Genomic DNA, 22192 nt, shown 5'->3' on the forward strand with positions numbered 1-22192 from the left:
ATGAAAACATTCAATAAATCTAAGCTCCTTTATGTCGGCTTTGCCCTAATATTCGGGATAATCCTAGGGGGGCTCTTTTTTGGTGATTCTGATGATGATTCAAAAAGGCATCATCATTCCGAAAATGAGGAACAAACAACCGAATGGACCTGTTCCATGCATCCACAAATCCGTAAAAATGAGCCTGGTGACTGTCCTATTTGTGGTATGGACCTGATTCCTCTTCAGGAGTCGAATACTGATTTAGATCCAGAAACTATCCATATGTCGCCAAGAGCTTTGGAATTAGCTCAGGTTCAAACCCAAAAAATAACTCGATCTAAGGTGTACAAGGAAATTCGCCTCAATGGTAAAGTTCAGGCCGATGAACGACGAATTTATACCCAAGCTTCCCATATTCCAGGGCGGATCGAAAGATTGGTTCTCAATTTTGAAGGAGAAGCCGTGCAAAAAGGGCAGGTAATTGCCTATATCTATTCCCCCGAATTAATTAAAGCCCAGAAAGAACTTTTTGAAGCCCGGAAATTGGCTAAAACTCAGCCCGAACTCTTTAAGGCCGCCCAGGCTAAATTGAGCAATTGGAAGCTTAATGCTGCTCAAATTCAAAAAATCCTTAATGCAGATCAGCCCATCGAAGAGTTTCCCGTTTTAGCCAATGTTTCTGGTTATGTAGATACTAAATTGGTACAATTAGGTGACTATATTCAGAAAGGTCAAAGCCTGTATCGAATAGCAGATTTATCCCAATTATGGCTGCTTTGGGATGTCTATGAAACAGATTTAGCCTGGCTTAATCAGGGCGACTCCCTTCAATATGAGATTGCATCCTTAGCGGGAAGAAAATTCAAGGCTAGCATTTCCTACATCGATCCGGTAATTGATCCGAAAACCAGAGTAGCCCAAGCCCGGGTAGAACAAAGCAATACCGAAGGCCTTTTAAAACCGGAGATGTTTGCCACAGCTTGGCTTAAGGCCAGAGATCCTCAATTAGATTCCGCGCTGGTTTTGCCTAAAACTGCGGTGATGTGGACCGGCGAACGTTCGGTGGTTTATGTTATGTATAAATCTGATAATGGTCTAGACTTTAAAATGCGTGAGGTCTTGCTTGGTCCGGATTTAGGATCATCTTATGTCCTGAAATCCGGTTTAGAGCCTGGTGAGGTAATTGCCGTGAACGGAACCTTTAGCATAGATGCTGCCGCGCAATTAGCAGGCAAAGCCAGCATGATGAACCCAGCGGCGGCTGAGGACCATCAAGGTCATAATCATGCTGGGATGGAAATGGCAGAAAAAGCAAGCAATAGCCAAGAAAAAATTCAAGTAGATAAATCCAGCAATCAGGCGATACAAGGCTTAATGGAGGGCTATTTTAAATTAAAAGACGCCTTAGTGGCTGATGATTTTAATGCAGCCGAAAAATCAATTGAAACCTTATCTAAGCGGCTTCGAGCTACTAAGATGAGCTATTTTAAGGGGGATGCCCATCAACTTTGGATGCAAGAATCTGCGGCTATGAACAAAGGCCTGCAATCCATGGCCAATTCGCAAGACCTGGATGAGATGCGAGAGCACTTTATAAGAGTTTCCGAGGCAGCAGTACAATTAGCAACTCGCTTTCCTCCCCTTCAATCCTCATGGTACATTCAACACTGTCCTATGGCCAATTCTAATAAAGGAGCCGATTGGTTGAGTAAATCGGAAGAAATTCGCAATCCTTACTTCGGATCAGCCATGCTGACTTGTGGAGAAATTAGCCAAAGCTTAAAACTTTAAAAATGAAAGGCTAAATCCCGCTGTAGTGCCGGGATTTAGCCTTTTAATAATTCTGAAATTATGATCGGGTCTAAACCTGCTAACTGACTATAGATTTTTAATTCTAATGGTAGCTGCTTTAGCCCTATCACTAATCATCGAGCCCAAATAGGGACTTCCTGCATATTTCTGGCGATAAGCCTCATCAATCGCATTTAAAATAGCGCCATCTACCTTTTCAAAACCAACTAAGTATTCTTTCCCAGCGGCTTTAATCTTACCGGCTTTTTGACTGATGGCTGATTGATACCAACGAGATTTTACGCCATTGTAGGCACGCACATAAAGACTATCATCTACCTGCACCGACCAAATCCAGGTTAAAGTGCCAAGAGTCTGACCGTCGGCACGATAAGGTGCGATGTGGAAATCATTCTTAGCGGCAATTTCAGCCACTTTCTCCGCTGTCAATGCTCCTTTACTTTCCATATTTAGGAGATTGTATACTGCTCATCACTCACTTTCTCCATCCAGGTAACTGCACTGCCATTTACCTCTTCTTGGATGGCAATATGACTCATGGCCTTATTAGCGCTGGCACCATGCCAATGCTTTTCTTCCGGGTCAAACCACACTACATCACCGGGGCGAATTTCTTCGATCGGGCCACCTTCGCGTTGCACCCAACCCAAACCGGAAACCACAATTAAAGTTTGACCAGCCGGATGTGTATGCCAGGCCGTACGAGCACCAGCCTCAAAGGTCACCAAGGCACCCGAAGCATGGGTGCTTTCTTGTTTTTGAAATAAAGGATCCAGGCGAACCTCGCCACTAAACCAATCTCCGGGTCCCTTCATTGAAGGGATTACTCCGTTTTTAAAAATCTGCATCTTTCTAATTCTTTTTATTGATAAACTGGGAATACACTAGCCTCACCGTAATCTTCGATTTTCTCCATTTTACGGAGGCTATCCAGATCTGCTGCTGAAATCTCAAAATCCAGATCGGCATTATTTGCCATATGCGCTGGATTCGCAGTTTTAGGTAAAGGCAATAGACCTAATTCTAAACAATAGCGAATGGCTAATTGAGGAACACTAACCTCGTATTTCTTAGCCATAGCAGCTAGTTCTTCGTTTTTAAAGAGTTCTCCATGACCAATAGGTGAATAAGCTTCTACCAAGATATTCTGCTCAATACAATAGGAGATTAAATCCTCTGGAGTGTTGCTGATATGAGCCAAAATTTGGTTCACCATTGGTTTTACAGTGGCAGATTCCAAAATATTCTCCAAGTCCTCTTTCTGGAAGTTAGATACCCCGATGGCTTTTACCTTACCAGCTTTGTAGGCTTCTTCCAATGCTCTCCAAGCCTCACGATTGCCTTCGAAATAGCGATCGGATCCTGAATATTCTGCCCAAGGTTTAGGACTGTGAATAATCATCAAATCAATGTATTCAAGACCCATTTTCTCCAAGGTCTCATCAATAGAAGCACTGGCAGCCTCGAATGATTTATGCTCTGCTGCCACTTTACTGGTGATAAAGAGCTCCTCACGGGCAATTCCGCTTTCTTTAATCCCCTTACCTACTCCGGCTTCATTTTGATAGGCCTGCGCGGTATCGATATGGCGGTAGCCTAATTTCACGGCTTCTTTTACTGCTTCTACCACATCATCATCACTGATGAACCAGGTACCCAATCCTAATTTAGGGATGGAGATTCCATTACTTAACTTATAGTTTTCTTGTGCAATCATTTTCAATTGATTTTTAAATGTTTAAAAAGTAGAGGCGTCAATTACATAACGGTAGCGGGCCTCTTTGTTCACTACCTTATCCCAAGCCTCATTAATCTGATCGGCTGAGATGATTTCAATTTCTGGCATCACGCCATTATCCGCACAATAGTGCAGTACTTCCTGAGTTTCGGGAATTCCGCCAATCAAAGAAGCGTTGAAATTTACCCGAGTGGCGGCTAGCGCGATATTGCTCAGGTTAATCTGGAATCCCTCGGGCATTCCTACATAGGTGAAATAACCATCTGGCTTCACACAAGCCACATAAGGCGCGGCATTGAATTGATAAGGGATGGTGCAAATCATATAATCCAAAGTCTTGCTATAAGCAGCTAAGGACCGGAATGTTTCATCCACCACAATTACCTCTTTTGCTCCCCAAGATTTAACATCCTCAATCTTGGCCGCAGAGGTGGTGAAGGCATATAATTCGGCACCCTTGGAAACAGCCAGCTTCACAGCTAAGTGACCCAATCCACCAATTCCAACTACTCCTACCTTATCCCCAATATTAAAGCGCGCTTTCATTAAAGGCGAATAAGTCGTAATGCCGGCGCATAATAAAGGAGCGGCTTTCTCAAAACTGATATGATCAGGAATATGAACTGCAAAATGATCGCGTACTACCATGGTATTGGAATAGCCACCTTGCGAAATGCCACTGGGCTCTGCAGGCATTGGACTGCCATAAGTGTATACGGTTTGACCTCGTTCACAAAACTGCTCCTCACCATGGGTACAACTATCGCATTCCATGCAACTGTCTACCATACAACCTACCCCGGCGCGGTCACCTACTTTAAACTTGCTTACATTTTTACCCACAGCTGCAACTACTCCAACAATTTCATGTCCGGGTACATGAGGATATTGCTGGGGACCCCAATGCCCTTTTTCCTGGTGGATATCCGAATGGCAAATGCTGGCAAATTTCACCTCAATCAGAATATCATTATCCCCCAAAGCACGACGCTCAAAGGACCAGGGTTTCAATACACCTGAATCGTCCATAGCGGCATAAGCCTTGGTTTTAATGGGTTTTTCAGGGTTTATTTTGCTTGCCGCTGATGCCTCTTCAACTTGGTCGGCAGATGCAAAACCTTGCAATGGACTGGTGAATAATGCAGCGGCTCCAGCTATGCTGCTCTTCTGAATAAAGTCTCTACGACTTGGATTTTTAGGACTTTCCATAATGCTTATTTAATTGATTGGTATACACTATCACTTACAGGCTCTAGCCACTCTACAATACCCTTTTCAATATTGGGAACGATATAAAGTTGCTGTAAAGCGGTATCGGCACTGGCACCATGCCAATGTTTTACATGCGGAGGACATTTCACAACATCTCCTTTTCGCATGATCTGAATAGGCTCTCCTTCAATTTGATGGTAGCCAACTCCATCTGTAATAATCAAAATTTGACCGGCCGGATGACGATGCCAATTGCTGCGGGCACCGGCTTCGAAATACACATTACCAGCAAGAGTGCTATAGGTGGTATCTGGTGCTACTAAACCAAAATGGTAGGCCTTTCCAGTGAAGTTTTCAGCAGCCCCTTCTTGGCCTTTAGGGAAAATGGATTCTACTTCAACACTATCGCTTGTTACAGTATTTTGACAAGCACTGAAACTAAGCCCGGCTATAAAAATGAATAAGTATCGAAATTTCATTAGTAATGTATTTTAAGATTGAGGAACTTCTTTCACAATTCGCGCTGGTGATCCAGCTACCACCGCATTATCAGGCACATCAGAGGTGACAATGGAACCTGCTGCAACCATGGCATTTTCACCAACCGTAACACCTCCTAATACAATAGCCCCTGCCCCAATCCAAGCATTGTGCTTAATATGGATGGGCTTAGACTGTAAATACTTTCGCTTGCTGGCCGCCAGCGGATGACCTTCCGTAAGCAGCATTACTCCTGGGGCAATCAAAACATCATCATCAATGCGAATACCACCGAAATCGAGAAACTGGCAATTTTGATTGATAAAGATGTTTTTACCTAATTCCAGGTTCTTACCATAGTTAATCGAGAAAGGCGTCATCACAATGGTACTTTCATCTACCACCCTTTTGGTGAGTATGCTTAAATGACTCCGAATCTCATCGGTGGTACGAGAAGCATTTAGATCTACCTGAATGGAGAGCGCACGCGCAGCAGCTTCTCTAACTTTATAATAGTCTGGATCATCCATAGGAACTGCTTCCCCGGATCGAAGGCGACTAAAAATATCAGCTCTGGAAATCTCTGCCATCATATTCAATTGATATATGAGGCAAAATTAGCAGGCTATGCTGCTTAGGATTTAATAAAATTCAAACCGAAAATTATGGAATTCAAACCCTCACTGCCTTCGGGGTTAAACCCGTCTGCTTTTTAAAGAAATTATTGAAATAGGTAGGGTAATCAAAGCCCAAGGCATAAGCAACCTCACTAATATTCCAATTGGTATGCTGTAAAAGGGCTTTGGCCTCCGCAATCATACGCTCCGAAATATGAGCAGAAGTGGGCTTACCAGTTATCTCCTTTACCGCACGATTGAGATAATTTACATGAACCGATAAATGTTCGGCATAATGCTGTGCCGTGGTAAGCATCAAAGGCTCATTTGGGCTTTCAATCGGAAATTGGCGTTCTAATAATTCCAAGAATACGGAGGTCAACCGAGAAGCCGCATTACCCTGCTGTATATAGTTCTCGGAAGGACTCATCTTTAAGGCCTCATGTAAAATTAGGTGGATGTAATTGCGGATCAGGTCATCCTTAAAAGAGTAGTCAGTTTGCTGTTCTTCAATGATTTTCTGAAATATCCCGTTTAAAAACTGTCTTTGATTCTCTTCAATCTTCAATACCGGAGTTCCACCCAATTTAAAGAGTGGCGATTGTAGCAAGCTTTCAGAGCGATCAGAAGCCTGGATAAATTCTTCTGAAAAAAGGCAGGTATAGCCAACATAATCACGCGAAAGCGTTTCCCAGGAATAAGGAATATGAGGATTACCAAAAAAGAGAATGGTCCCCTCATGTTCAAAACTACGATCTGAATAATGGATACTGCTTTTGCCTGTAGTTAAACAGATCTTATAAAAGTCCTTTCGACTGTATACACGGGTAGCACCGCTGTCTTCCTCTATTTGAAATGCTTTAAAGCCCTTTAACTTCAACTCACTGTTAAAGTCCGATACTCGACGTTCCGTTTTCTGATCCATGCTGCAAAATTAAGAAATTCAAATATGCTTTATCCAGCTAATTTTAACAGAGCTCCTTGTTCAATACTTCGAACTAATGCCAGCTTTACTTACCTTCGAAACATTCTTTAGCCCCTTTTTAAGAGAAACTCTTCCGAGTGCTCTTGTGCTAAACTACAGAAGATGAATTCAAAACAATTTGGCGGTAAGCTCACCAGCACCTGGAAGGAGCACTACGCCCAATCTCCGCAATGGCAAAAAGGGAAATTCCAAAACGCCATTCCCACCCAAACCGGCATCGACTGGCGAAAACTTCCTGGCATGCTTTGCAAACAGATAAAAGGTAATCCTCAGGGTATGCCAAAGCAGCCTCTTCCTTTGCATGACTTTGATACGGAGGCCTTTATAAGTAATCGAAAGGAACTAACTTATGTGTGGTTTGGTCATTCAGCTTTAGCCCTACGTTTGGCGGGCATGAATATCCTTATCGATCCTATGCTAGGCCAGGATGCCTCCCCTATTGGTCCGGCAAGAACCAAGCGATTCTCAGAAGGGACTTTGGAGCAAATTGATTTAATGCCTGATTTGGACTTGGTATTAATCAGCCACGACCATTACGATCATTTGGATTTGGACAGTATCCTTAAACTAGAATCCAAGGTTAAAAACTTTGTAGTGGCCTTGGGCTTAAAACGTCATTTAATGGCCTGGGGCATTGATGCTTCTCGAATCGAAGAAATGGATTGGTGGGATCAAAAGCAAATTGGCCCATTGGAAGTGCATTTCACTCCCAGTAGGCATTTTTCAGGCAGAGGACTAAGCTCCATGGCCCGTTGCCTCTGGGGCGGATGGGTATTAAAAAGTACCGATCATTCCCTCTGGTTTAGCGGCGATGGTGGCTATGGCCCACATTTTAAAGAAGTAGGTGAACGTTTCGGCTCCTTTGATCTGGCCTTTATGGAATGCGGTCAATACAGTGTGGATTGGCCGGATATTCACATGTTTCCCGAAGAAAGCGTGCAAGCGGCATTGGATGCTGGAGTGAAGGAAGCCATTCCCGTTCATTGGGCCGGATTTAATTTATCCTATGAACATGCATGGTTCGATCCCATTGAAGACTTTAGAAAACATGCGGAAGCCAAAAAGCTCAATTGGCGAAGCCCAATACCTGGTAAAGTATATTCCATTGGCGAAGCCAGCACAGAATGGTGGCATGCATTTAAATAAGCTAAGGCTTTCAATAGCCTGAATCTTAGTAAATCTGTTAATTTTCTTGGCTGGGAGCCGGATAAATTTATCGGATAAAACTTAGGTTTGTTAGAACCCACACAGCAATCTACCCCATGCAAGTACTTTGGTCGTATTTGGAACTTATTCTCCTCATCCTCATTGGGATTCAGGTTTTTTATAGTTTGATTTTTGCCTTAGTGGCTCATTTGCCGCGCAAGATTAAAAGGCAGGATCAAAAGCAGTATAAAATCACCCTTCTTATCCCATCTTATAAGGAGGATGTAATAATTCTTCAAACGGCCAAGCAAGCCTTGGAACTGGATTACCCAGCAGAATTGATGCATGTTGTGGTAGGCTCGGACCAAATGAAGCCCGAAACCGTGGAAAAGCTGCGTGCTTTGGGTGCCGAAGTGGTGGTGATGAATTTTGAGCATTCCACTAAATCCAAAAACCTTTTAGCGCAGATGCAAGCGCAAGAAGGGGAAAAATGGCCTGATTACTTCTTAATTCTCGATGCGGATAATCGCATGGATAAAAATGGTTTGCTGGAAACCAATGCCATTATTCGGGAAGATATTCCGGTTTATCAATTACATCGCACGGCTAAAAATGATAATACCAAATTGGCGGTATTGGATGGAATTACAGAAGGCATCTCCAATACTATCTTCAGAGAGGGACACCGCAATTTGGGATTAAGCTCGGCCTTGATTGGTAGTGGAATGCTATTCGAAGCGGCTACCCTAAAAGAAACTCTAGAGAATATTAATAAAGACTCGGCTGTAGAGGATAAACTTTTTGAGTTCTATTTAAATGAGCATCGCAAGACCATCGATTTCATTCCCCATATTCCGGTTTATGATGAGAAGGTTTCGCAAGGCAAGAATTTCAGCAATCAGCGCAAACGTTGGATTGCCGGTCAGTTTCATGCTTTAAGAGTATTCTTCTTCCCAGGACTGATTGCCCTGTTTAAAGGAAATATTGGCTTTTTCGACAAGATGCTGCAAATGGCCTTGATTCCTAAATTGCTCTTTGCTCTGCTCTTGTTTATAGCGGCGGCATTATCTTTTGTATTCTCCAGCCCCCATCCTTATTGGTATATCTATTTGGGGCTCTATGCCTTTACGCTCTTTATCTGCATTCCTCGTTCCTATTTCCAATGGAAGAACCTGGGCATTTTTATCGAGCTTCCTAAAGCAGCCTTTTATATGCTCCTGGCCATTACTCGAATTCGTAAGAATCAGAGCGTGAAGCAATTTGAGCATACCCAAAAGGAATTTATAGCGGAAGAGGAGGAAAAATAGGGCATAAAAAAATCCCGAAGTAAAACTTCGGGATCTAGACTGTCAATAAGATTCAAATCCTAGTAACGATCGTTACGATCACGGTAACCACCGCCGCCGCCACGACCACCGCGGAAATTACCTCCACCTCTTGGACGCTCTTCCTGTGGGCGTGCTTCTTTAACCGCGATATCGCGGCCACGCAAGTTGGAACCGTTCAATGATTCGATGGCTTGACTACCTTCATCATCAGAAGGCATTTCAACGAATCCAAAACCTTTGGAACGACCGGTTTCGCGGTCAGTGATGATTTTAACAGATGATACTTCACCAAATGCTTCGAAAGCGTTACGGAGATCATCTTCCTGAACGTTAAAGTCCAGACTTGCAACAAAAATGTTCATAAGAATAAAAAAATAAAAAATGAGACAAATCCACTCAGATTTGCAGTCGCAAGATAGCTTAAGTTCAGTCAGCTTTTACGTTTTCTCTAAAACTTAACGTTTAGATAGTCTTTGGAGGCAATGCCGCTACTGCAAGCCTATACAGGCCCCCGGCCCTTTTAATGCAAAGGATAGTTTATTTACATTTCACCAAATTAGGCTCTTAAAAAAGAGAGGAAATAAGGAATTAGCAAGGCTGTTTATGAATAGAAACAATCTTGTTTTAGCATTGATAGAATGCTCTTTTTCAAGAAAAAATGCTTCCTATTGAGAATGAAATAGATTCTTACAATAGCAGTCCCTAACGACGGTCTATTCTTAAACTTAGGTTTAGCCAAGATTCCGAATCACTTTCGGGATAGCTATACAGATCTATATTCTGATGACTACCCTCAGGGGAATAGTAAATCTTCTTATTCTCTAAGAGTTGACCTTGGGCATTAAAGCTCGACAATTGACGTTTTTGCAATTGATTATTGTCCAGGTTTACCCATTGTACTTCCTTAGTATACCAACCATCATCCTGATATTGATAAAAATGTTTCTCTTGCACATTATTCTCGATCTTCACCAAATCGGTTAGGATCAGCGCATGCAAGCGACCTTCCTCATACTGATAGCTCACCAAGCGCTGAAGACTTCCTTCTGCCCAATGCTCTTCTTTAAGTAATTGACCAGCAGAATTATAACTAAAACGAAATTCGGCGGCCTCCTGTCCATTCTCGTAGTGCTTTACCTTATTGAGGCGATTGAAATCTGGAGAATAAATAAATACCCATTCCAAGATCTTATTCTCACGATTTTCATTTACTCTCAGGATTAAAGAGTCTTGCCATTCATAGCTTCGATGCACGGCGCTGGCCTCACTCGAAATTCGATTCAGATTCTGAATTTGCTTCTGCTCATTAAAGAGCACCAAAAGCTCTGAATTATTATAGTTGTAACGACGTAGGGCCGCATCCCCTTCTTTGAGGATACGATCTACTCCAATCCAATTACCGGATAAATCATAATGATCTTCCTGAATAAGTCCTGGCTCAATATTTCTGCCGCTGCTGCAAATCACAGTATCTTTGGCGGCATTAATCTGCAATTGCAGGTGTTGATCCCAATCGGGAGCCTGATACTCCAAATGCTGGAGTAAATAGGGCATGCTTTGAGCCGAAAGCAGAGAGGAGCTCAAAAGCATAATCAAGAATAAGGGTGTTTTTTTCTTCATAGCTCTTCAAAAATAACTAGAGTATAAACCACTATAAATCAATACTTGTAATTCTATTAACAAAGAATTATTAATAACTGTAAATAACTATTTTACAGTAAATACCATCTTGTTTTCAAGTAGTTACAGTATTACTTTCTGAATTTCACTATCAAAAAATGTAGAAAAATTTAGCTCGCCCATAATTTGTGCCCTGTCGAAATCGCCTCTATTTTTGAATAAAAGAACAAACATGAAGAAGATTTCAATGATGCTAGGTTTAGCATTAATCCTTGGCGCTTGTCAAAATCAAGCCAATCAAGAAGAAAGCAGTTCACAAGAAAGCAATACCAATACCAGTGAAGAAAGCAGTGAAAGTCCGTCTGGGCAACCTAAGGCTCCTGCAGATGCTAAAGTGTTTTTTGCCAACTTAGCGGATGGCGATACACTAGAGAGTCCCTTCTTAGTGCAATTTGGTGTAGAGGGTATGGAAGTGGAGCCCGCTGGTGATGTACACGAAGGTAAAGGTCACCACCACATTATTATCAATAACCATTATATCGAATTTGGTGGCACCGTTCCAAGTGACAGTGTAAACATTCACTATGGTGGTGGTCAGACCAGCGACAGCCTCGATTTAAATCCTGGTAAATACACCTTAACCATGCAGTTTGCAGATGGATGGCACCGTTCTTACGGAAAGCAGCTTTCGAAAACGATCAAGGTAATGGTGAAGTAATTTCGAATTAGCCCATAAAAAAAGCAGCCCCTTTCGAGGCTGCTTTTTTTATGCTTGTGTGAGAATAATCTTATTCTACAACAATTTTCTTAGCGTTGATTTGCTTACCGTCTACTTCTAATACGGCTAACAAAATACCTTCTGGCATATCGTTTAAGCTAATTTCAGCACGAACTTCTTTTCCTTGAGTTTGGAAAGACTGGCTGTAAACTACACGACCGGTAAGATCGATGAAGCTTACTTTAGCCACTGGGCTGTTCATATTGTAAACGTTTACGTAGAAAGTAGAACCATCAGAGTAAGATCCGTCTAATACTGTTAAAGAACCTTCACTGAAGATTACGTTTTCAGCTAAGCCTACGGTACCACCGTTTGGATCATACATAATAGACTGGCAAGAAGTGTTATTAGTAGTATCACTTTCGTTCACATTGTTCCAGTTTGGACCAAATGCAAGAACACCGCCACAAAAATCTACGTTTTGAGCTGTACCATTGTTAATGCTCAAACCACCGAAGCTGATAGAACGGCTTTCGGTATCACTGGTGTTCATAGTAGTTCCAGTAATAGAAAACGCGATAGGCACTTGCTGACCACCTTGAGAAGTGTATAATAAAGAACCATTTAATAATGGGAAGTATACTACTGTATCATTAGTGGTAACTGCTTGAGTTCCCACATTGGTAATGGTAACGTCAAAATCAAAAGCTACACCAGGACCAACTGTGCTACCGGCGGCTGGAGAAGTCATGTTGATTCCCAAGTCATTTTGAGCGGAAGCTGCTCCTAAAGTGAGGGCCAAGGCCAAAGTAAGTACTGTTTTTTTCATAGGAGAAATATTAAAATAGGGTTTAAGCCTACAAATCTACATTAAATCTCATTTAATAATTAGGGATCATTGCTCAATTAAGATTTTAGCGCTTTTTTAACGACTTCTTCGCGGATCCCTTCCGTACCCGCATATTGATAATCTCCACAATTAAAGAGAAAGCCACGGCGAAATAGATGTATCCTTTGCTAATATGTTGATGGAATCCTTCTGCTATCAGCATTACCCCAATCAAAATCAAAAAGCTCAAGGCCAGAATTTGCAAAGTGGGATGCTTGGCAATAAAGGCGGCAATCTTTCCCGCGAAAATCAACATTACTATTAAGGATACGATAACAGCTAAAATCATAATGCCCAATTCCTGGGTCATCCCGATAGCTGTTAATATTGAGTCGAAGGAAAATACAATATCTAAAAGGGCGATCTGAATAATAATGCCTGCCAAGCCCTTACGCACTTTGGATTTCCCTTCTTCCTCATGATGCTCCTCTCCTTCCATCTTGTGATGAATTTCCGAGGTTGATTTAGCCAGAAGAAACAATCCACCTGCCAGCAGCACCAAATCACGACCGGTAAACTCCATATCCATTATCGTGAACAAAGGTTCCGTTAACTGAATGATCCAAGTGATTCCGAACAACATCGCCACCCTGAAAACTAGTGCAAGCGAAATACCCGAAATACGCGCGCTGGACTGACTTTCTTTGGGCAATTTATTGGTGAGGATCGAGATGAATATGATATTATCAATACCTAAAACGATCTCTAATAAACTAAGGGTCAAGAAGGCAATTAAGCCCTCGGTGCTAAAAATAGCACTGAAATCCATGTTCATTCTTGAAGCTGATTTTGCACTGCTCTTTCATCATGCATGCGTCGCTGTAACTGACTAGCATAGGTACGAGCAGTTTTGTTTCCATAACGCGAATAGGCATCTTGAGCCCATCTTTTAGCTTCTTCCAAATCACCTAAAACCTCATAGGCTACGGCAATATTATAAGCCATGCGACCAGCATCTTTGGGCTCAATGGCATTAGGAATGCCCTTTTTCCAAATTTCAATCGCTTCTTCCCATTGCCCTACTTCGGCCATGCGACCGCCTTCTTCCAATTCTGGAGATTCTTTAGACTTAGTGTAGAAAATGCGCTTTAAGGTGATTGGCATTGGAGCAATCTTATAAGCATAATCATGTCCGATTTGGCCACATAAATGACGTACCGCATCTGCGCGGCTTATCAATGCTGCCAGGGCTCCGGCTTTACTATCGGCTGCTCCCTCCCAGGTATTGGTCTGCGAGATCATTTGCTGATCAATCAATTCCTTATTGCGAGGATTGTATAAACGTAAGCCTACCCGAATATTCGCTACACCTTCTGCATACCACTCATCTACTTCAATTTCTCGGCGATTTTTCCCCTCGCCTACTTTACGTTTCACCTTACGTGTTCCCTGAGTAATGATGAAATCGCTATCCATTACTTCCAATACCAAGATCGCATCCGCGCGATAGCGATTCATGATATTAAACTGTAAATGCTCTGGTAGTGGATCTGGAAAGGCAGCGGTTAAACTGTTCCCTTCTAATCTTTCAGAAGCAATTAAAACCTCATAGCGGGGTGAACTTTGCAAAGCATTCTTCAAACCATTCAGGAGTTCCTGTGCGGCAGCTTTATCCTGATGGGGCATTTCTCCCGTAAGGATGCCTTCACCAATATTAACCCAATTGCCCTTTTTACTAGGCTTGGTGCGATCTACCAATAATAAGGTTTGAATAGCTGGATCAATGGTAAGGGCTGCGGGACGCATGGTATTGATTAATACCGGCTTTTGGCCCCCACAAGAACTGAGTAAAGCAGCAATTACTAAAAATGCTGGTATAATTCTCTTCATAAAGCTTGGATGTTTAGCGGCTGAAAAGCAAAAGGCCTGCCAATAATGACAGGCCTTTTAAATTTATAAGTTGGAATACTTTTCTCCGTAGTGCAGCATCTGCTCTACAAAGTCGGTTGGGAACTCCAATTCCACATCGATGATTTCTTCACCATCAAATACCGGTTTCATTTCAGGTTGAATAAAGCCCGCATAAGGAGCAATATGCAATTTCTCGGTACGGCGTAATACCTCTTCATGAATTGCTTGATCTACCTTAACCCCGTAATTCTCTACCAAATCACGTCCGGCTTGGTAATCACCTTGGGATTTAACACGTTGAATCTCGCGTAATTGCTGACCAAAGATCTCCCGTAATGCATCGTAATCATTAATTACGAAATAGGTCTTACCATCAATCACTTTGCGCTCAATTACATTATCCTTGGCTCCCATTTCTAGGGCCCAAGCTGCAATCAATTGACGGTTACGCATGTGGTCTTCTTCAATATTCTCACCCAAATTCAGGCGACGTAATTGAAGCATTAAACCATTGCGGATGTAATTATCGTATTCCGCTTTACCGGCCTCCAGGCTTTCCATTAAACCTAGCTCCAACATTTTAGGATCCATAATAAAGTAAAGTGCAACTAAATCAGCACGGGCTTCTTCCAAGGTGCTGGAGTAGTTTTTCAAGGTCTCCTTTGGGGTAGCCACATCTTTTTCCAGTTTTCCAGAAGCGTGACCTACTACCTCATGTAGAGCAGTATGCATTTTAGAACTGATGGCACCATATTTCTTAGCACGCTCCAATTCCTCGGTACTAAAGGCAAATTCTTCCAAGAATCCTTCACCGCGGGCATTCTCATAAGCCCCTTCAATATTGGTGAGGCTAATGGATTTAGAACCATGCTCTACGCGAATCCAGTTAGCATTAGGAAGGTTAACTCCAATGGGAGTTGAAGGAGTAGTTGCCCCAGCTTCACCTACTACATTAATCATGCGATAAGATACACCAACAACCTTTTCCTTTTTATGTTGGTCCATAATTGGACTGTTATCCTCAAAGAATTGGATATTATCCGAAATCACCGCCATTTTCTCACTGGCATCCATATCCTTCACCTGTACCACGGTTTCATAGGTTGCTTTGTAACCTAAGGGATCATGGTATACTTCGATAAAGGAATTGATATAGTCTACCGTACTAGCCGTATCCTGCACCCAGGCAATATTGTACTCATCCCATTTATTGAGATCGCCGCTTTGGTAGTATTCGATCAAAATACCCAGTGCCTTGGCTTGCTGCTCATTTTCAGCTACTCCTTGGGCTAATTCCAACCAATGAATAATCTTTTTAATAGCTGGTCCATACAAACCTTCCGCATGCCAGGTTTTCTCCACTAAGGTTCCATTTTCACGAACCAATTTGGAGTTTAAGCCATAGCTAATTGGAGTACTATCTTTAGGATTCATCTGAGCTTTATAAAAGGCGGTAGCCTCTGCTTCAGTGATATCGGGATCGTAGAAATTTACAGCTGATGCCAGCAATAAATCATGATTAGGATCTTTACTTACCCCCTTGCTATCTTCAGTATTGAAAATTACGGCAATGGCCTCCTCACTTAAGCTGGCGCCACTCTTTTCTAATAAAGATTCCAAATAGGCCTGATCAAATTCTGGCTTCAGCTTAGCATGGCTGTAATGATGATGAATACCATTGCTAAAAAACACACGCTTGGCATAAATCAGGAAATTATCCCATTGGGCATCTCCTTCTCCTTCGTGATTCTTAATAATGGTCTCCAAGGCCTTGCGAATTTCTAAGTTATGGCGATACAATTGATCCCATAAAATATCGCGGCCTTCTAAGCCAGCTTGGGTAAGGTAATAAGCCAGTTTTTTCTGTTGCAGACTCAGCTTTTCCCATCCGGGAACCTGGTATCGCAAAATGCGTAAATCCGCAAACTGCTCGGTTTGCCATTGATAATCAGTGGTCTTTTCAGTCATGGATTCGTTTTCAGCGGGTGTTTTCTCTTCAGTAGGATTGTTACAGGCTCCGGCCACCAATAAAGCAGACAGAGTCCAAAGGCTGATTCTTTTCATGTTCTTGAATTAGTTGCTCGAATATAAAGCTTATAGACGGACAATGGTAAAGCGAAAATCCAATGGATCGAGGTCTTTCAGTAGTCTTTGAATTAGACCTTTCCCATAGCTCGCATAATAGGGCGTTAAATTATCATGACGCTCCTGTAAACCACCTTTTGGAAACAGAGCTAAATAGGCTCGTTCCAGTTTCTCCATCTGCTCCGATGAGCGACGTTTTTCAGCGCGAATCAGCTTTTTACGCAGATTTTCAATGCCATTCAATTGCTTTTGCCTTTGAGCATTAACCGCACCCAGCATCGAGCGGTCGGTTAATTCGGCAATAGCCTCCAAATCTTCGAACATCTTTTCCAATTGCTCATCAAAATCTTTAAGCTCCACATCTTTGGGAAAGCGTTCCTTGATATAATTCCGTTTCAAATCATTAAGATCCTGGAATAATTCACGCGGATCCAAATTCAAATCAGCTAAGCGATTGCGCCATTTCTCTGGACAAAGCAATACCGAATTTCGCAAGATCAACAAAGGAAAAGGCACCGCTTGATCATCAAACATCGACTTCAATTGAAACCAGTATGCCAACTCACCTCCCCCGCCTATATAAGCCAGGTTAGGTAAAATCACCTCTTGATATAAAGGACGTAAAACCACATTGGGGCTGAATCGCTCCGGGTGATTTTCGAGTTCAGATTTTAGTTCGCTCTCATTAAAACGGATATCGGTATTCAAAACCAACCATTCGCCATCCTTATATTCAATGCGCTCCCTTAAACCGGGCTTTAGGTAAAAGAGATTAATAGGTCGTGGAAACACCTGAGCAAAATACTTTTGGCCTAAGGCATCGCTTTGTTCTTGCACCTTTCGGTGGATGCGATCTTCAAAGAGATCCGTCTTAAAATGAGGAAGCATTTGCTGCTTTAATTCTGGTCGATCCGCATCCAAAATGACTAATCCCTCCGATTTAAAGAGCTCATGTACCACCCAGCGGGTAGCCTGACTTAAATTAGGATGTTCGTGATAGCCATTACGTAAGATGCTCAGGATTTCTTCCGCCTGCTTACCAGGACCTAAATGCTCTTCCAATTCATCGATCACTTTGCCCATGCCAAAGGGAGGCATATGCCCCACTGGACCTTTAAAGTCATTCACCCATTTTAATCGACCTCCAAAGAGATTGATAAAGGAGATTTCTTCAAAGTCATGATCTTCACTGGCCATCCAGTAAATGGGCACAAAATTGTATTCGGGGTACGCTTCTTTGAGTTGTTTACTCAAATTGATGGTACTCACGATTTTATAGATGAAATATAAAGGGCCGGTAAGGATATTTAGCTGGTGCCCGGTAGTAACCGTAAAGGTCTTTTCCGATTTAAGGCTTTCGATCTGCTCCAGCAATTCTGGATTGGGCTCAATGCCCGTTTCCTGATATTGCTGCAAGAGGCTATCTGCAAGAATTTGACGTTTTTCAGCGGAAAAACTCTGACGCGATTCTATGCGTTCCTTAAAAGACTGGACTTCGGGAAAACCCGATATATAGTTCTGTAATTGAGGATTATGATCTAAATAGTCGAGGATCAGTTCACTAAAATAACCGGTTTGACGGTAAGGGATACACTCCGATTCATTCATGAGGCAAAAATACTATTAAGGCTGATAAGCTGCCTAGCTAAGGATCAGAAACAAGATTACAAATAAGTATATCGCCCAAAAAGGTCGAAGGTTCATAGGATCGGTGCCAAAAAGCAATTTTGTGATGCGGAAACAGAAACCTCTATTGGTGGCGATCCATTGATACAAACGATCACTAAAATTGCGAAAGAGCACATTCCTTTGATAGGATCTGTGCATCCAGCGGTATTTCCCAGCCAAATACAGGCTGCGATAAGCCGAATCCGGTCCGCTGTATATATACCCATCGCTATCAATTAAGCGACTGGCTTCCTTAAAAATTTGGGGATCTAAATCCTGGAATTGCTCAATTCCATTTTGATAGGGCTCAAATACAACTTTGCCCTTTAGCAACTTATCCCAGTTGCTGGTCCAGAAACGGCAAAAAGAACAATCGCCGTCCCAATACATGGTCACTTGAGCTGGTGGAAACTGTGTTTCTCGAACTTTTTGGAACACTTCACTTTTTAAGCGAAGTTACATGGAATTAAGCAGTTTGCTTATCCAATTCATATTGAAAACTACGCTCTTGATCGCGCAACATTTTTCCCTGACTAATGGAAAGGGTGCGCCCCTCATTACTGACGTAATCTTTAACCTCTAAAGCAAGTTGTAACCAGTTCCTCATGGATGTTGTTTTCACCGAAAATAGTCAACATGAGAATACAATGCAAGTATTTAAGAACTTTAAAATCCTTGCTCCTGTTGATTTTCAGGATGATTGAAGAAAAAGTTACACTTGATTTGCAGCTAATTTTACAACCTGAAAATAAAGCACACTTATTAACAAGTGACTGTTAATTAAGCCTTTCCACTATTCCAATTTTTATCTGATGAATTTCAGAATTCAGAAAGCTTTATTATAAAAATCTAGAGCGGAAAAGTTTGTAAGGCACGGTTGTAAGCCGACTCAAAAGCCAACATATCTACTCCGTGGGCCACCTTTTTCTCATTAAAATAACTGAGTAATTTCTCGGTAGGCATATTCCCAATCAGGTCATCTGCTGCCATCGGGCAACCTCCATAACCTTTAATGGACCCGTCGAAACGACGACAACCTTTGGCATAGGCCGTATCTACTTTCTCCCGCCAATTATGAGCATGGGTATGCAAATGTGCGCCAAACTCTACTTGAGGGAAGGCAGGGATCAAGCTACCAAACAGATGCGCTATGCTTTCCGGATTAGAGGTTCCAATAGTATCGGATAAGGATAAAATCTTTACTCCACGATCCGCCAGAGCAGCACAAAAATCCTCAACTATGCTTACCGACCAGGCCTCGCGATAGGGATTACCGAATCCCATGCTTACATATACCACCAATTGCTTGTTTTGCTTGGCGCTGAGCTCTAAAAGCTCTTCCACCAATTCCCGGCTCTCGGCAATGGTCTTATTGGTATTTCGTTTTTGGAATACTTCAGAAACCGAAAAGGGATAACCTAGATATTCGATTTCTTCATAGGCGGCCGCCTCTTGCGCTCCCCTTAGATTAGCTACAATGGCTAATAATTGCGTTTGGGTGCGGCTCAGGTCCAGATTGGCCAGAACTTCTTTGGTATCTCTAAGCTGTGGTATAGCCTTGGGAGAAACAAAACTGCCAAAATCTAAACTATGAAAGCCTACCTCCAATAAGGATTGGAGATAGGCTATTTTATTTTCAGTTGGAATAAAATCGTGGAGGCCCTGCATGGCGTCGCGGGGGCATTCCACAATATCCACGTGTTTTGCTGTCAATTTTCGCTTTTTTTGATGAGAGGTTCTGCGAAAGTACTAGCAATTTTAAGATTTCGGAACCCTTTTTAAAGCTTCGAGGAAATAGCCCCAAAACTTGCCCACGGATGCAATGTTTACCTTCTCATCCGGGCAGTGTGGATTCTTGATAGTTGGACCGAAAGAGATCATCTCCAAATTGGGATAATGTTGACCTAAAAGACCACATTCCAAACCGGCATGACAAGCCAATACATTAGGCTCCTCTTTAAACAGCTCCACATACAAATCCTTCATCATGCCCAGCATACGAGAATTTGGATCGAGCTTCCAACCAGGATAAGAACCACTGTGCTCTACCTTAGCTCCTAAAATTCGCCAAGGTGCCCCTACCGAATCAGCAATGTCGAATTTGGCACTCTCGCGATCCGAACGTTGCAGGGCTTTTAAGTTCATCTTGCCTTGAGCCAGACTCACATGAGCCACATTATTACTGGTTTCTACCAAATCTTCAACATCAGGACTCATCCGGCGAATGCCATCATGAGTGCATTGTAAGGCAGCACTAAAACGCTGGAAGTCAGTAGCAGTCATTTTTTGAGCCGGTAAATCCACTTTATCCACCGCAATACGAATATTCGGATCGGTAGTAGCAAACTCTTTAACCAAAGCAGCGCCTAGTTCTTTCCAATATTCTTCGGCCTCGCTTGCTTTATCCTTGCTAACTACCACAATGGCTTCAGCTTCGCGCGGGATGGCATTACGTAAACCGCCTCCTTCAAATTCGCTGATACTCCAGCCATATTCTTCTTGAGGATCATAAATCATGCGGTTCAATACCTTATTGGCATTGCCACGGCCGTAAATGATATCCATACCACTATGACCACCAAAAAGACCTTCTACCTTAACTTGAAAGGCTTGTTCCGAAGCAGCATCGGTAGCCTCTTCTTCATAGGTCCAGTCTACATCGGTATCAATACCACCGGCGCAACCAATACTGAGTTCATCGTCATCTTCGGTATCGAGATTCATTAAAATATCTCCGCTTAAGAATCCGGCTTGCAAATGATGAGCACCGGTCATGCCAGCTTCCTCATCAGTAGTAAACAAGGCTTCCAAGGCAGGATGTGCAATATCTTTAGAAGCTAATACAGCCATAATGGAGGCTACCCCAATACCATTATCAGCTCCCAATGTGGTACCACGGGCTTTTACCCATTCACCATCGATATACATATTGATTCCCTGGGTTTTGAAATCAAAATCGGTGTCTTTATTCTTTTGGCAAACCATATCCAAATGCGCCTGTAAAACCACTTTCTTGCGGTCTTCCATGCCTGCGCTGGCTGGTTTAGATACCAGGATATTCCCGATTTCATCTTGTTTCCACTCCAAGCCTTGGCTCTTGGCGAAATCGATCATAAAAGCTTGTACTTTCTCTTCCTTTTTAGAAGGACGAGGTACAGAATTTAAATCGGCAAAATGCCCCCATACCGACTGGGGCTCAAGGTTTCTGATTTCTTCAGACATTCGATCTGTTTTATTGATTTCCTAAAATGAGGGGCAGGCCATCTTTGCCAGAACCCACAACTATTACTTTGGAATTTTTAGACTCCGCCAATTTCAAGGTGGCGTCAATTCCTTTTTCTTTTAGAATTTTCTCCGTTAAGGAGTTGGAGATAATCTCATTAGCACGAGCCTTACCTTCGGCTTCAATTCGCTGACGTTCGGCTTCTTTACGGGCTAATTGTAATTTAAACTCATACTCTAGAGAAGCCTGCTCCTGCTCGAGTTTACGCTCAATGGCCTCCTTTAATTTTGGAGGTAATTTCACCTCTCTGATTAAAATGGCATCCAATACCAAATAGTTCTCGCCCATAGGCTCGGCCGTGCGGGTAAAAATCTCATTTTGGATATCCTCTCTCTTAGTTGAATAGAGCTCTTCTGCATTATACTTACCAATAACCTCCCGGGCCGCCGATCGGATATAGGGCTTGATAATTTTATCATGATAGTTGGCCCCAATTTCATCGTGTAAATAGCCAATGCGCTCTTCTTTGGGATAAAAGCGATAGGAAAGATCCAAGGTGATAGTCAGACCATTACGATCTAAAACATTCATTTTACTGAAGCTTTCCATTTTACGAACATCGTAGGTATATACTTCATCCCAGGGCCATTTTACATGGAAGCCCTGACCATATACTTTGTCCTTATCCAATCCGCCTTGAAATTTGCGGAAGATTACCGCCTTTTCGCCAGCATTAATGGTATAAGTGATAGAATTCCAAGTGAGGATTACTACCAAAAATGCCACGAAAGCCAGAACGATCAAAAATGTTGTTCTTTGTTTCATAACCTATTCTATT

At 42.4% G+C, this 22192-nt stretch carries 23 protein-coding genes; 4 read left to right on the forward strand and 19 right to left on the reverse strand.

Annotated elements, in window-relative coordinates:
- Positions 1-1773 carry an efflux RND transporter periplasmic adaptor subunit gene (locus H4K34_RS17910; protein WP_210758750.1) on the forward strand — a complete coding sequence of 591 codons (1773 nt, stop codon included), beginning with the start codon at positions 1-3 and terminating at the stop codon, positions 1771-1773.
- 87 nt (positions 1774-1860) lie between these two features.
- Here H4K34_RS17910 and H4K34_RS17915 read toward each other — a convergent pair whose 3' ends face one another.
- From H4K34_RS17915 to H4K34_RS17945, 7 genes are all read right to left on the reverse strand, one after another.
- The gene (locus tag H4K34_RS17915) at positions 1861-2241 is read right to left on the reverse strand and encodes a DUF2255 family protein (RefSeq protein ID WP_210758751.1); all 381 of its coding nucleotides are present in this window, start codon (positions 2239-2241) and stop codon (positions 1861-1863) included.
- A gap of 2 nt (positions 2242-2243) precedes the next feature.
- Positions 2244-2642 (reverse strand): (R)-mandelonitrile lyase, encoded by a 399-nt coding sequence (locus H4K34_RS17920; RefSeq protein ID WP_210758752.1) that lies wholly within the window; start codon positions 2640-2642, stop codon positions 2244-2246.
- A gap of 14 nt (positions 2643-2656) precedes the next feature.
- Positions 2657-3511, reverse strand: a complete 855-nt coding sequence (locus H4K34_RS17925) for an aldo/keto reductase (protein ID WP_210758753.1) — start codon at positions 3509-3511, stop codon at positions 2657-2659.
- A gap of 21 nt (positions 3512-3532) precedes the next feature.
- Positions 3533-4741 (reverse strand): alcohol dehydrogenase catalytic domain-containing protein, encoded by a 1209-nt coding sequence (locus H4K34_RS17930; protein WP_210758754.1) that lies wholly within the window; start codon positions 4739-4741, stop codon positions 3533-3535.
- Positions 4742-4746: 5 nt separating this feature from the next.
- The gene (locus H4K34_RS17935) at positions 4747-5223 is read right to left on the reverse strand and encodes a cupin domain-containing protein (RefSeq protein ID WP_210758755.1); all 477 of its coding nucleotides are present in this window, start codon (positions 5221-5223) and stop codon (positions 4747-4749) included.
- A 12-nt stretch (positions 5224-5235) separates the two neighbouring features.
- The gene (locus H4K34_RS17940) at positions 5236-5817 is read right to left on the reverse strand and encodes a sugar O-acetyltransferase (protein ID WP_246452155.1); all 582 of its coding nucleotides are present in this window, start codon (positions 5815-5817) and stop codon (positions 5236-5238) included.
- Between the two features lie 79 nt (positions 5818-5896).
- Positions 5897-6766 carry a helix-turn-helix domain-containing protein gene (locus H4K34_RS17945; RefSeq protein ID WP_210758756.1) on the reverse strand — a complete coding sequence of 290 codons (870 nt, stop codon included), beginning with the start codon at positions 6764-6766 and terminating at the stop codon, positions 5897-5899.
- A gap of 162 nt (positions 6767-6928) precedes the next feature.
- Between H4K34_RS17945 and H4K34_RS17950 the strand changes: the two genes are divergently transcribed.
- Both H4K34_RS17950 and H4K34_RS17955 read left to right on the forward strand, forming a co-directional pair.
- The gene (locus H4K34_RS17950) at positions 6929-7972 is read left to right on the forward strand and encodes an MBL fold metallo-hydrolase (protein WP_210758757.1); all 1044 of its coding nucleotides are present in this window, start codon (positions 6929-6931) and stop codon (positions 7970-7972) included.
- A gap of 116 nt (positions 7973-8088) precedes the next feature.
- The gene (locus tag H4K34_RS17955; RefSeq protein WP_210758758.1) at positions 8089-9279 is read left to right on the forward strand and encodes a glycosyltransferase; all 1191 of its coding nucleotides are present in this window, start codon (positions 8089-8091) and stop codon (positions 9277-9279) included.
- Between the two features lie 59 nt (positions 9280-9338).
- On the opposite strand, the gene H4K34_RS17960 is transcribed toward H4K34_RS17955, so the two are convergent.
- Both H4K34_RS17960 and H4K34_RS17965 read right to left on the reverse strand, forming a co-directional pair.
- Positions 9339-9662: an RNA recognition motif domain-containing protein gene (locus H4K34_RS17960; RefSeq protein ID WP_210758759.1), complete on the reverse strand. Its 324-nt coding sequence runs from the start codon at positions 9660-9662 to the stop codon at positions 9339-9341.
- Positions 9663-10002: 340 nt separating this feature from the next.
- Entirely contained in the window at positions 10003-10920 is a 918-nt protein-coding gene (locus H4K34_RS17965) for a hypothetical protein (protein WP_210758760.1), read from the reverse strand.
- A gap of 232 nt (positions 10921-11152) precedes the next feature.
- Between H4K34_RS17965 and H4K34_RS17970 the strand changes: the two genes are divergently transcribed.
- Positions 11153-11638 carry a DUF4399 domain-containing protein gene (locus H4K34_RS17970; protein WP_210758761.1) on the forward strand — a complete coding sequence of 162 codons (486 nt, stop codon included), beginning with the start codon at positions 11153-11155 and terminating at the stop codon, positions 11636-11638.
- Between the two features lie 70 nt (positions 11639-11708).
- Here the strand turns inward: H4K34_RS17970 and H4K34_RS17975 are convergent, their stop codons facing one another.
- The 10 genes from H4K34_RS17975 to H4K34_RS18020 all read right to left on the reverse strand — a co-directional run bounded on the left by H4K34_RS17975 (position 11709) and on the right by H4K34_RS18020 (position 22179).
- Positions 11709-12467 carry a hypothetical protein gene (locus tag H4K34_RS17975; protein ID WP_210758762.1) on the reverse strand — a complete coding sequence of 253 codons (759 nt, stop codon included), beginning with the start codon at positions 12465-12467 and terminating at the stop codon, positions 11709-11711.
- Positions 12468-12552: 85 nt separating this feature from the next.
- Positions 12553-13302 carry a TerC family protein gene (locus tag H4K34_RS17980; RefSeq protein ID WP_322107634.1) on the reverse strand — a complete coding sequence of 250 codons (750 nt, stop codon included), beginning with the start codon at positions 13300-13302 and terminating at the stop codon, positions 12553-12555.
- Entirely contained in the window at positions 13299-14357 is a 1059-nt protein-coding gene (locus tag H4K34_RS17985) for a DUF6340 family protein (protein ID WP_210758763.1), read from the reverse strand. Before H4K34_RS17985 ends, H4K34_RS17980 begins: the two co-directional genes overlap by 4 nt.
- A 63-nt stretch (positions 14358-14420) precedes the next feature.
- Entirely contained in the window at positions 14421-16442 is a 2022-nt protein-coding gene (locus H4K34_RS17990) for a dipeptidyl-peptidase 3 family protein (RefSeq protein WP_210758764.1), read from the reverse strand.
- Positions 16443-16472: 30 nt separating this feature from the next.
- Positions 16473-18071 carry a bacillithiol biosynthesis cysteine-adding enzyme BshC gene (gene bshC / locus H4K34_RS17995; RefSeq protein WP_210758765.1) on the reverse strand — a complete coding sequence of 533 codons (1599 nt, stop codon included), beginning with the start codon at positions 18069-18071 and terminating at the stop codon, positions 16473-16475.
- Positions 18072-18104: 33 nt separating this feature from the next.
- Positions 18105-18569, reverse strand: a complete 465-nt coding sequence (locus H4K34_RS18000; RefSeq protein WP_210758766.1) for a thiol-disulfide oxidoreductase DCC family protein — start codon at positions 18567-18569, stop codon at positions 18105-18107.
- Between the two features lie 28 nt (positions 18570-18597).
- A complete protein-coding gene (locus H4K34_RS18005) occupies positions 18598-18738 on the reverse strand; it encodes a hypothetical protein (protein ID WP_210758767.1) in 141 nt (46 codons plus the stop codon).
- Positions 18739-18980: 242 nt separating this feature from the next.
- Positions 18981-19799, reverse strand: a complete 819-nt coding sequence (locus H4K34_RS18010; RefSeq protein ID WP_210760613.1) for a beta/alpha barrel domain-containing protein — start codon at positions 19797-19799, stop codon at positions 18981-18983.
- A 90-nt stretch (positions 19800-19889) separates the two neighbouring features.
- On the reverse strand, positions 19890-21353 hold the full coding sequence (locus tag H4K34_RS18015; protein WP_210758768.1) for an aminoacyl-histidine dipeptidase: 1464 nt from the start codon (positions 21351-21353) through the stop codon (positions 19890-19892).
- A gap of 10 nt (positions 21354-21363) precedes the next feature.
- On the reverse strand, positions 21364-22179 hold the full coding sequence (locus H4K34_RS18020) for a prohibitin family protein (protein WP_210758769.1): 816 nt from the start codon (positions 22177-22179) through the stop codon (positions 21364-21366).
- Between the last annotated feature and the right edge of the window lie 13 nt (positions 22180-22192).

Source organism: Croceimicrobium hydrocarbonivorans, assembly GCF_014524565.1.
Classification (GTDB): Bacteria; Bacteroidota; Bacteroidia; order Flavobacteriales; family Schleiferiaceae; genus Croceimicrobium; species Croceimicrobium hydrocarbonivorans.

Coding starts and splice junctions, on each gene's coding strand:
- H4K34_RS17910 (WP_210758750.1), top strand. CDS start 1: ATGAAAACATTCAATAAATCTAAGCTCCTTTATGTCGGCTTTGCCCTA.
- H4K34_RS17915 (WP_210758751.1), bottom strand. CDS start 2,241: ATGGAAAGTAAAGGAGCATTGACAGCGGAGAAAGTGGCTGAAATTGCC.
- H4K34_RS17920 (WP_210758752.1), bottom strand. CDS start 2,642: ATGCAGATTTTTAAAAACGGAGTAATCCCTTCAATGAAGGGACCCGGA.
- H4K34_RS17925 (WP_210758753.1), bottom strand. CDS start 3,511: ATGATTGCACAAGAAAACTATAAGTTAAGTAATGGAATCTCCATCCCT.
- H4K34_RS17930 (WP_210758754.1), bottom strand. CDS start 4,741: ATGGAAAGTCCTAAAAATCCAAGTCGTAGAGACTTTATTCAGAAGAGC.
- H4K34_RS17935 (WP_210758755.1), bottom strand. CDS start 5,223: ATGAAATTTCGATACTTATTCATTTTTATAGCCGGGCTTAGTTTCAGT.
- H4K34_RS17940 (WP_246452155.1), bottom strand. CDS start 5,817: ATGATGGCAGAGATTTCCAGAGCTGATATTTTTAGTCGCCTTCGATCC.
- H4K34_RS17945 (WP_210758756.1), bottom strand. CDS start 6,766: ATGGATCAGAAAACGGAACGTCGAGTATCGGACTTTAACAGTGAGTTG.
- H4K34_RS17950 (WP_210758757.1), top strand. CDS start 6,929: ATGAATTCAAAACAATTTGGCGGTAAGCTCACCAGCACCTGGAAGGAG.
- H4K34_RS17955 (WP_210758758.1), top strand. CDS start 8,089: ATGCAAGTACTTTGGTCGTATTTGGAACTTATTCTCCTCATCCTCATT.
- H4K34_RS17960 (WP_210758759.1), bottom strand. CDS start 9,662: ATGAACATTTTTGTTGCAAGTCTGGACTTTAACGTTCAGGAAGATGAT.
- H4K34_RS17965 (WP_210758760.1), bottom strand. CDS start 10,920: ATGAAGAAAAAAACACCCTTATTCTTGATTATGCTTTTGAGCTCCTCT.
- H4K34_RS17970 (WP_210758761.1), top strand. CDS start 11,153: ATGAAGAAGATTTCAATGATGCTAGGTTTAGCATTAATCCTTGGCGCT.
- H4K34_RS17975 (WP_210758762.1), bottom strand. CDS start 12,467: ATGAAAAAAACAGTACTTACTTTGGCCTTGGCCCTCACTTTAGGAGCA.
- H4K34_RS17980 (WP_322107634.1), bottom strand. CDS start 13,302: ATGAACATGGATTTCAGTGCTATTTTTAGCACCGAGGGCTTAATTGCC.
- H4K34_RS17985 (WP_210758763.1), bottom strand. CDS start 14,357: ATGAAGAGAATTATACCAGCATTTTTAGTAATTGCTGCTTTACTCAGT.
- H4K34_RS17990 (WP_210758764.1), bottom strand. CDS start 16,442: ATGAAAAGAATCAGCCTTTGGACTCTGTCTGCTTTATTGGTGGCCGGA.
- bshC (WP_210758765.1), bottom strand. CDS start 18,071: ATGAATGAATCGGAGTGTATCCCTTACCGTCAAACCGGTTATTTTAGT.
- H4K34_RS18005 (WP_210758767.1), bottom strand. CDS start 18,738: ATGAGGAACTGGTTACAACTTGCTTTAGAGGTTAAAGATTACGTCAGT.
- H4K34_RS18010 (WP_210760613.1), bottom strand. CDS start 19,799: ATGCAGGGCCTCCACGATTTTATTCCAACTGAAAATAAAATAGCCTAT.
- H4K34_RS18015 (WP_210758768.1), bottom strand. CDS start 21,353: ATGTCTGAAGAAATCAGAAACCTTGAGCCCCAGTCGGTATGGGGGCAT.
- H4K34_RS18020 (WP_210758769.1), bottom strand. CDS start 22,179: ATGAAACAAAGAACAACATTTTTGATCGTTCTGGCTTTCGTGGCATTT.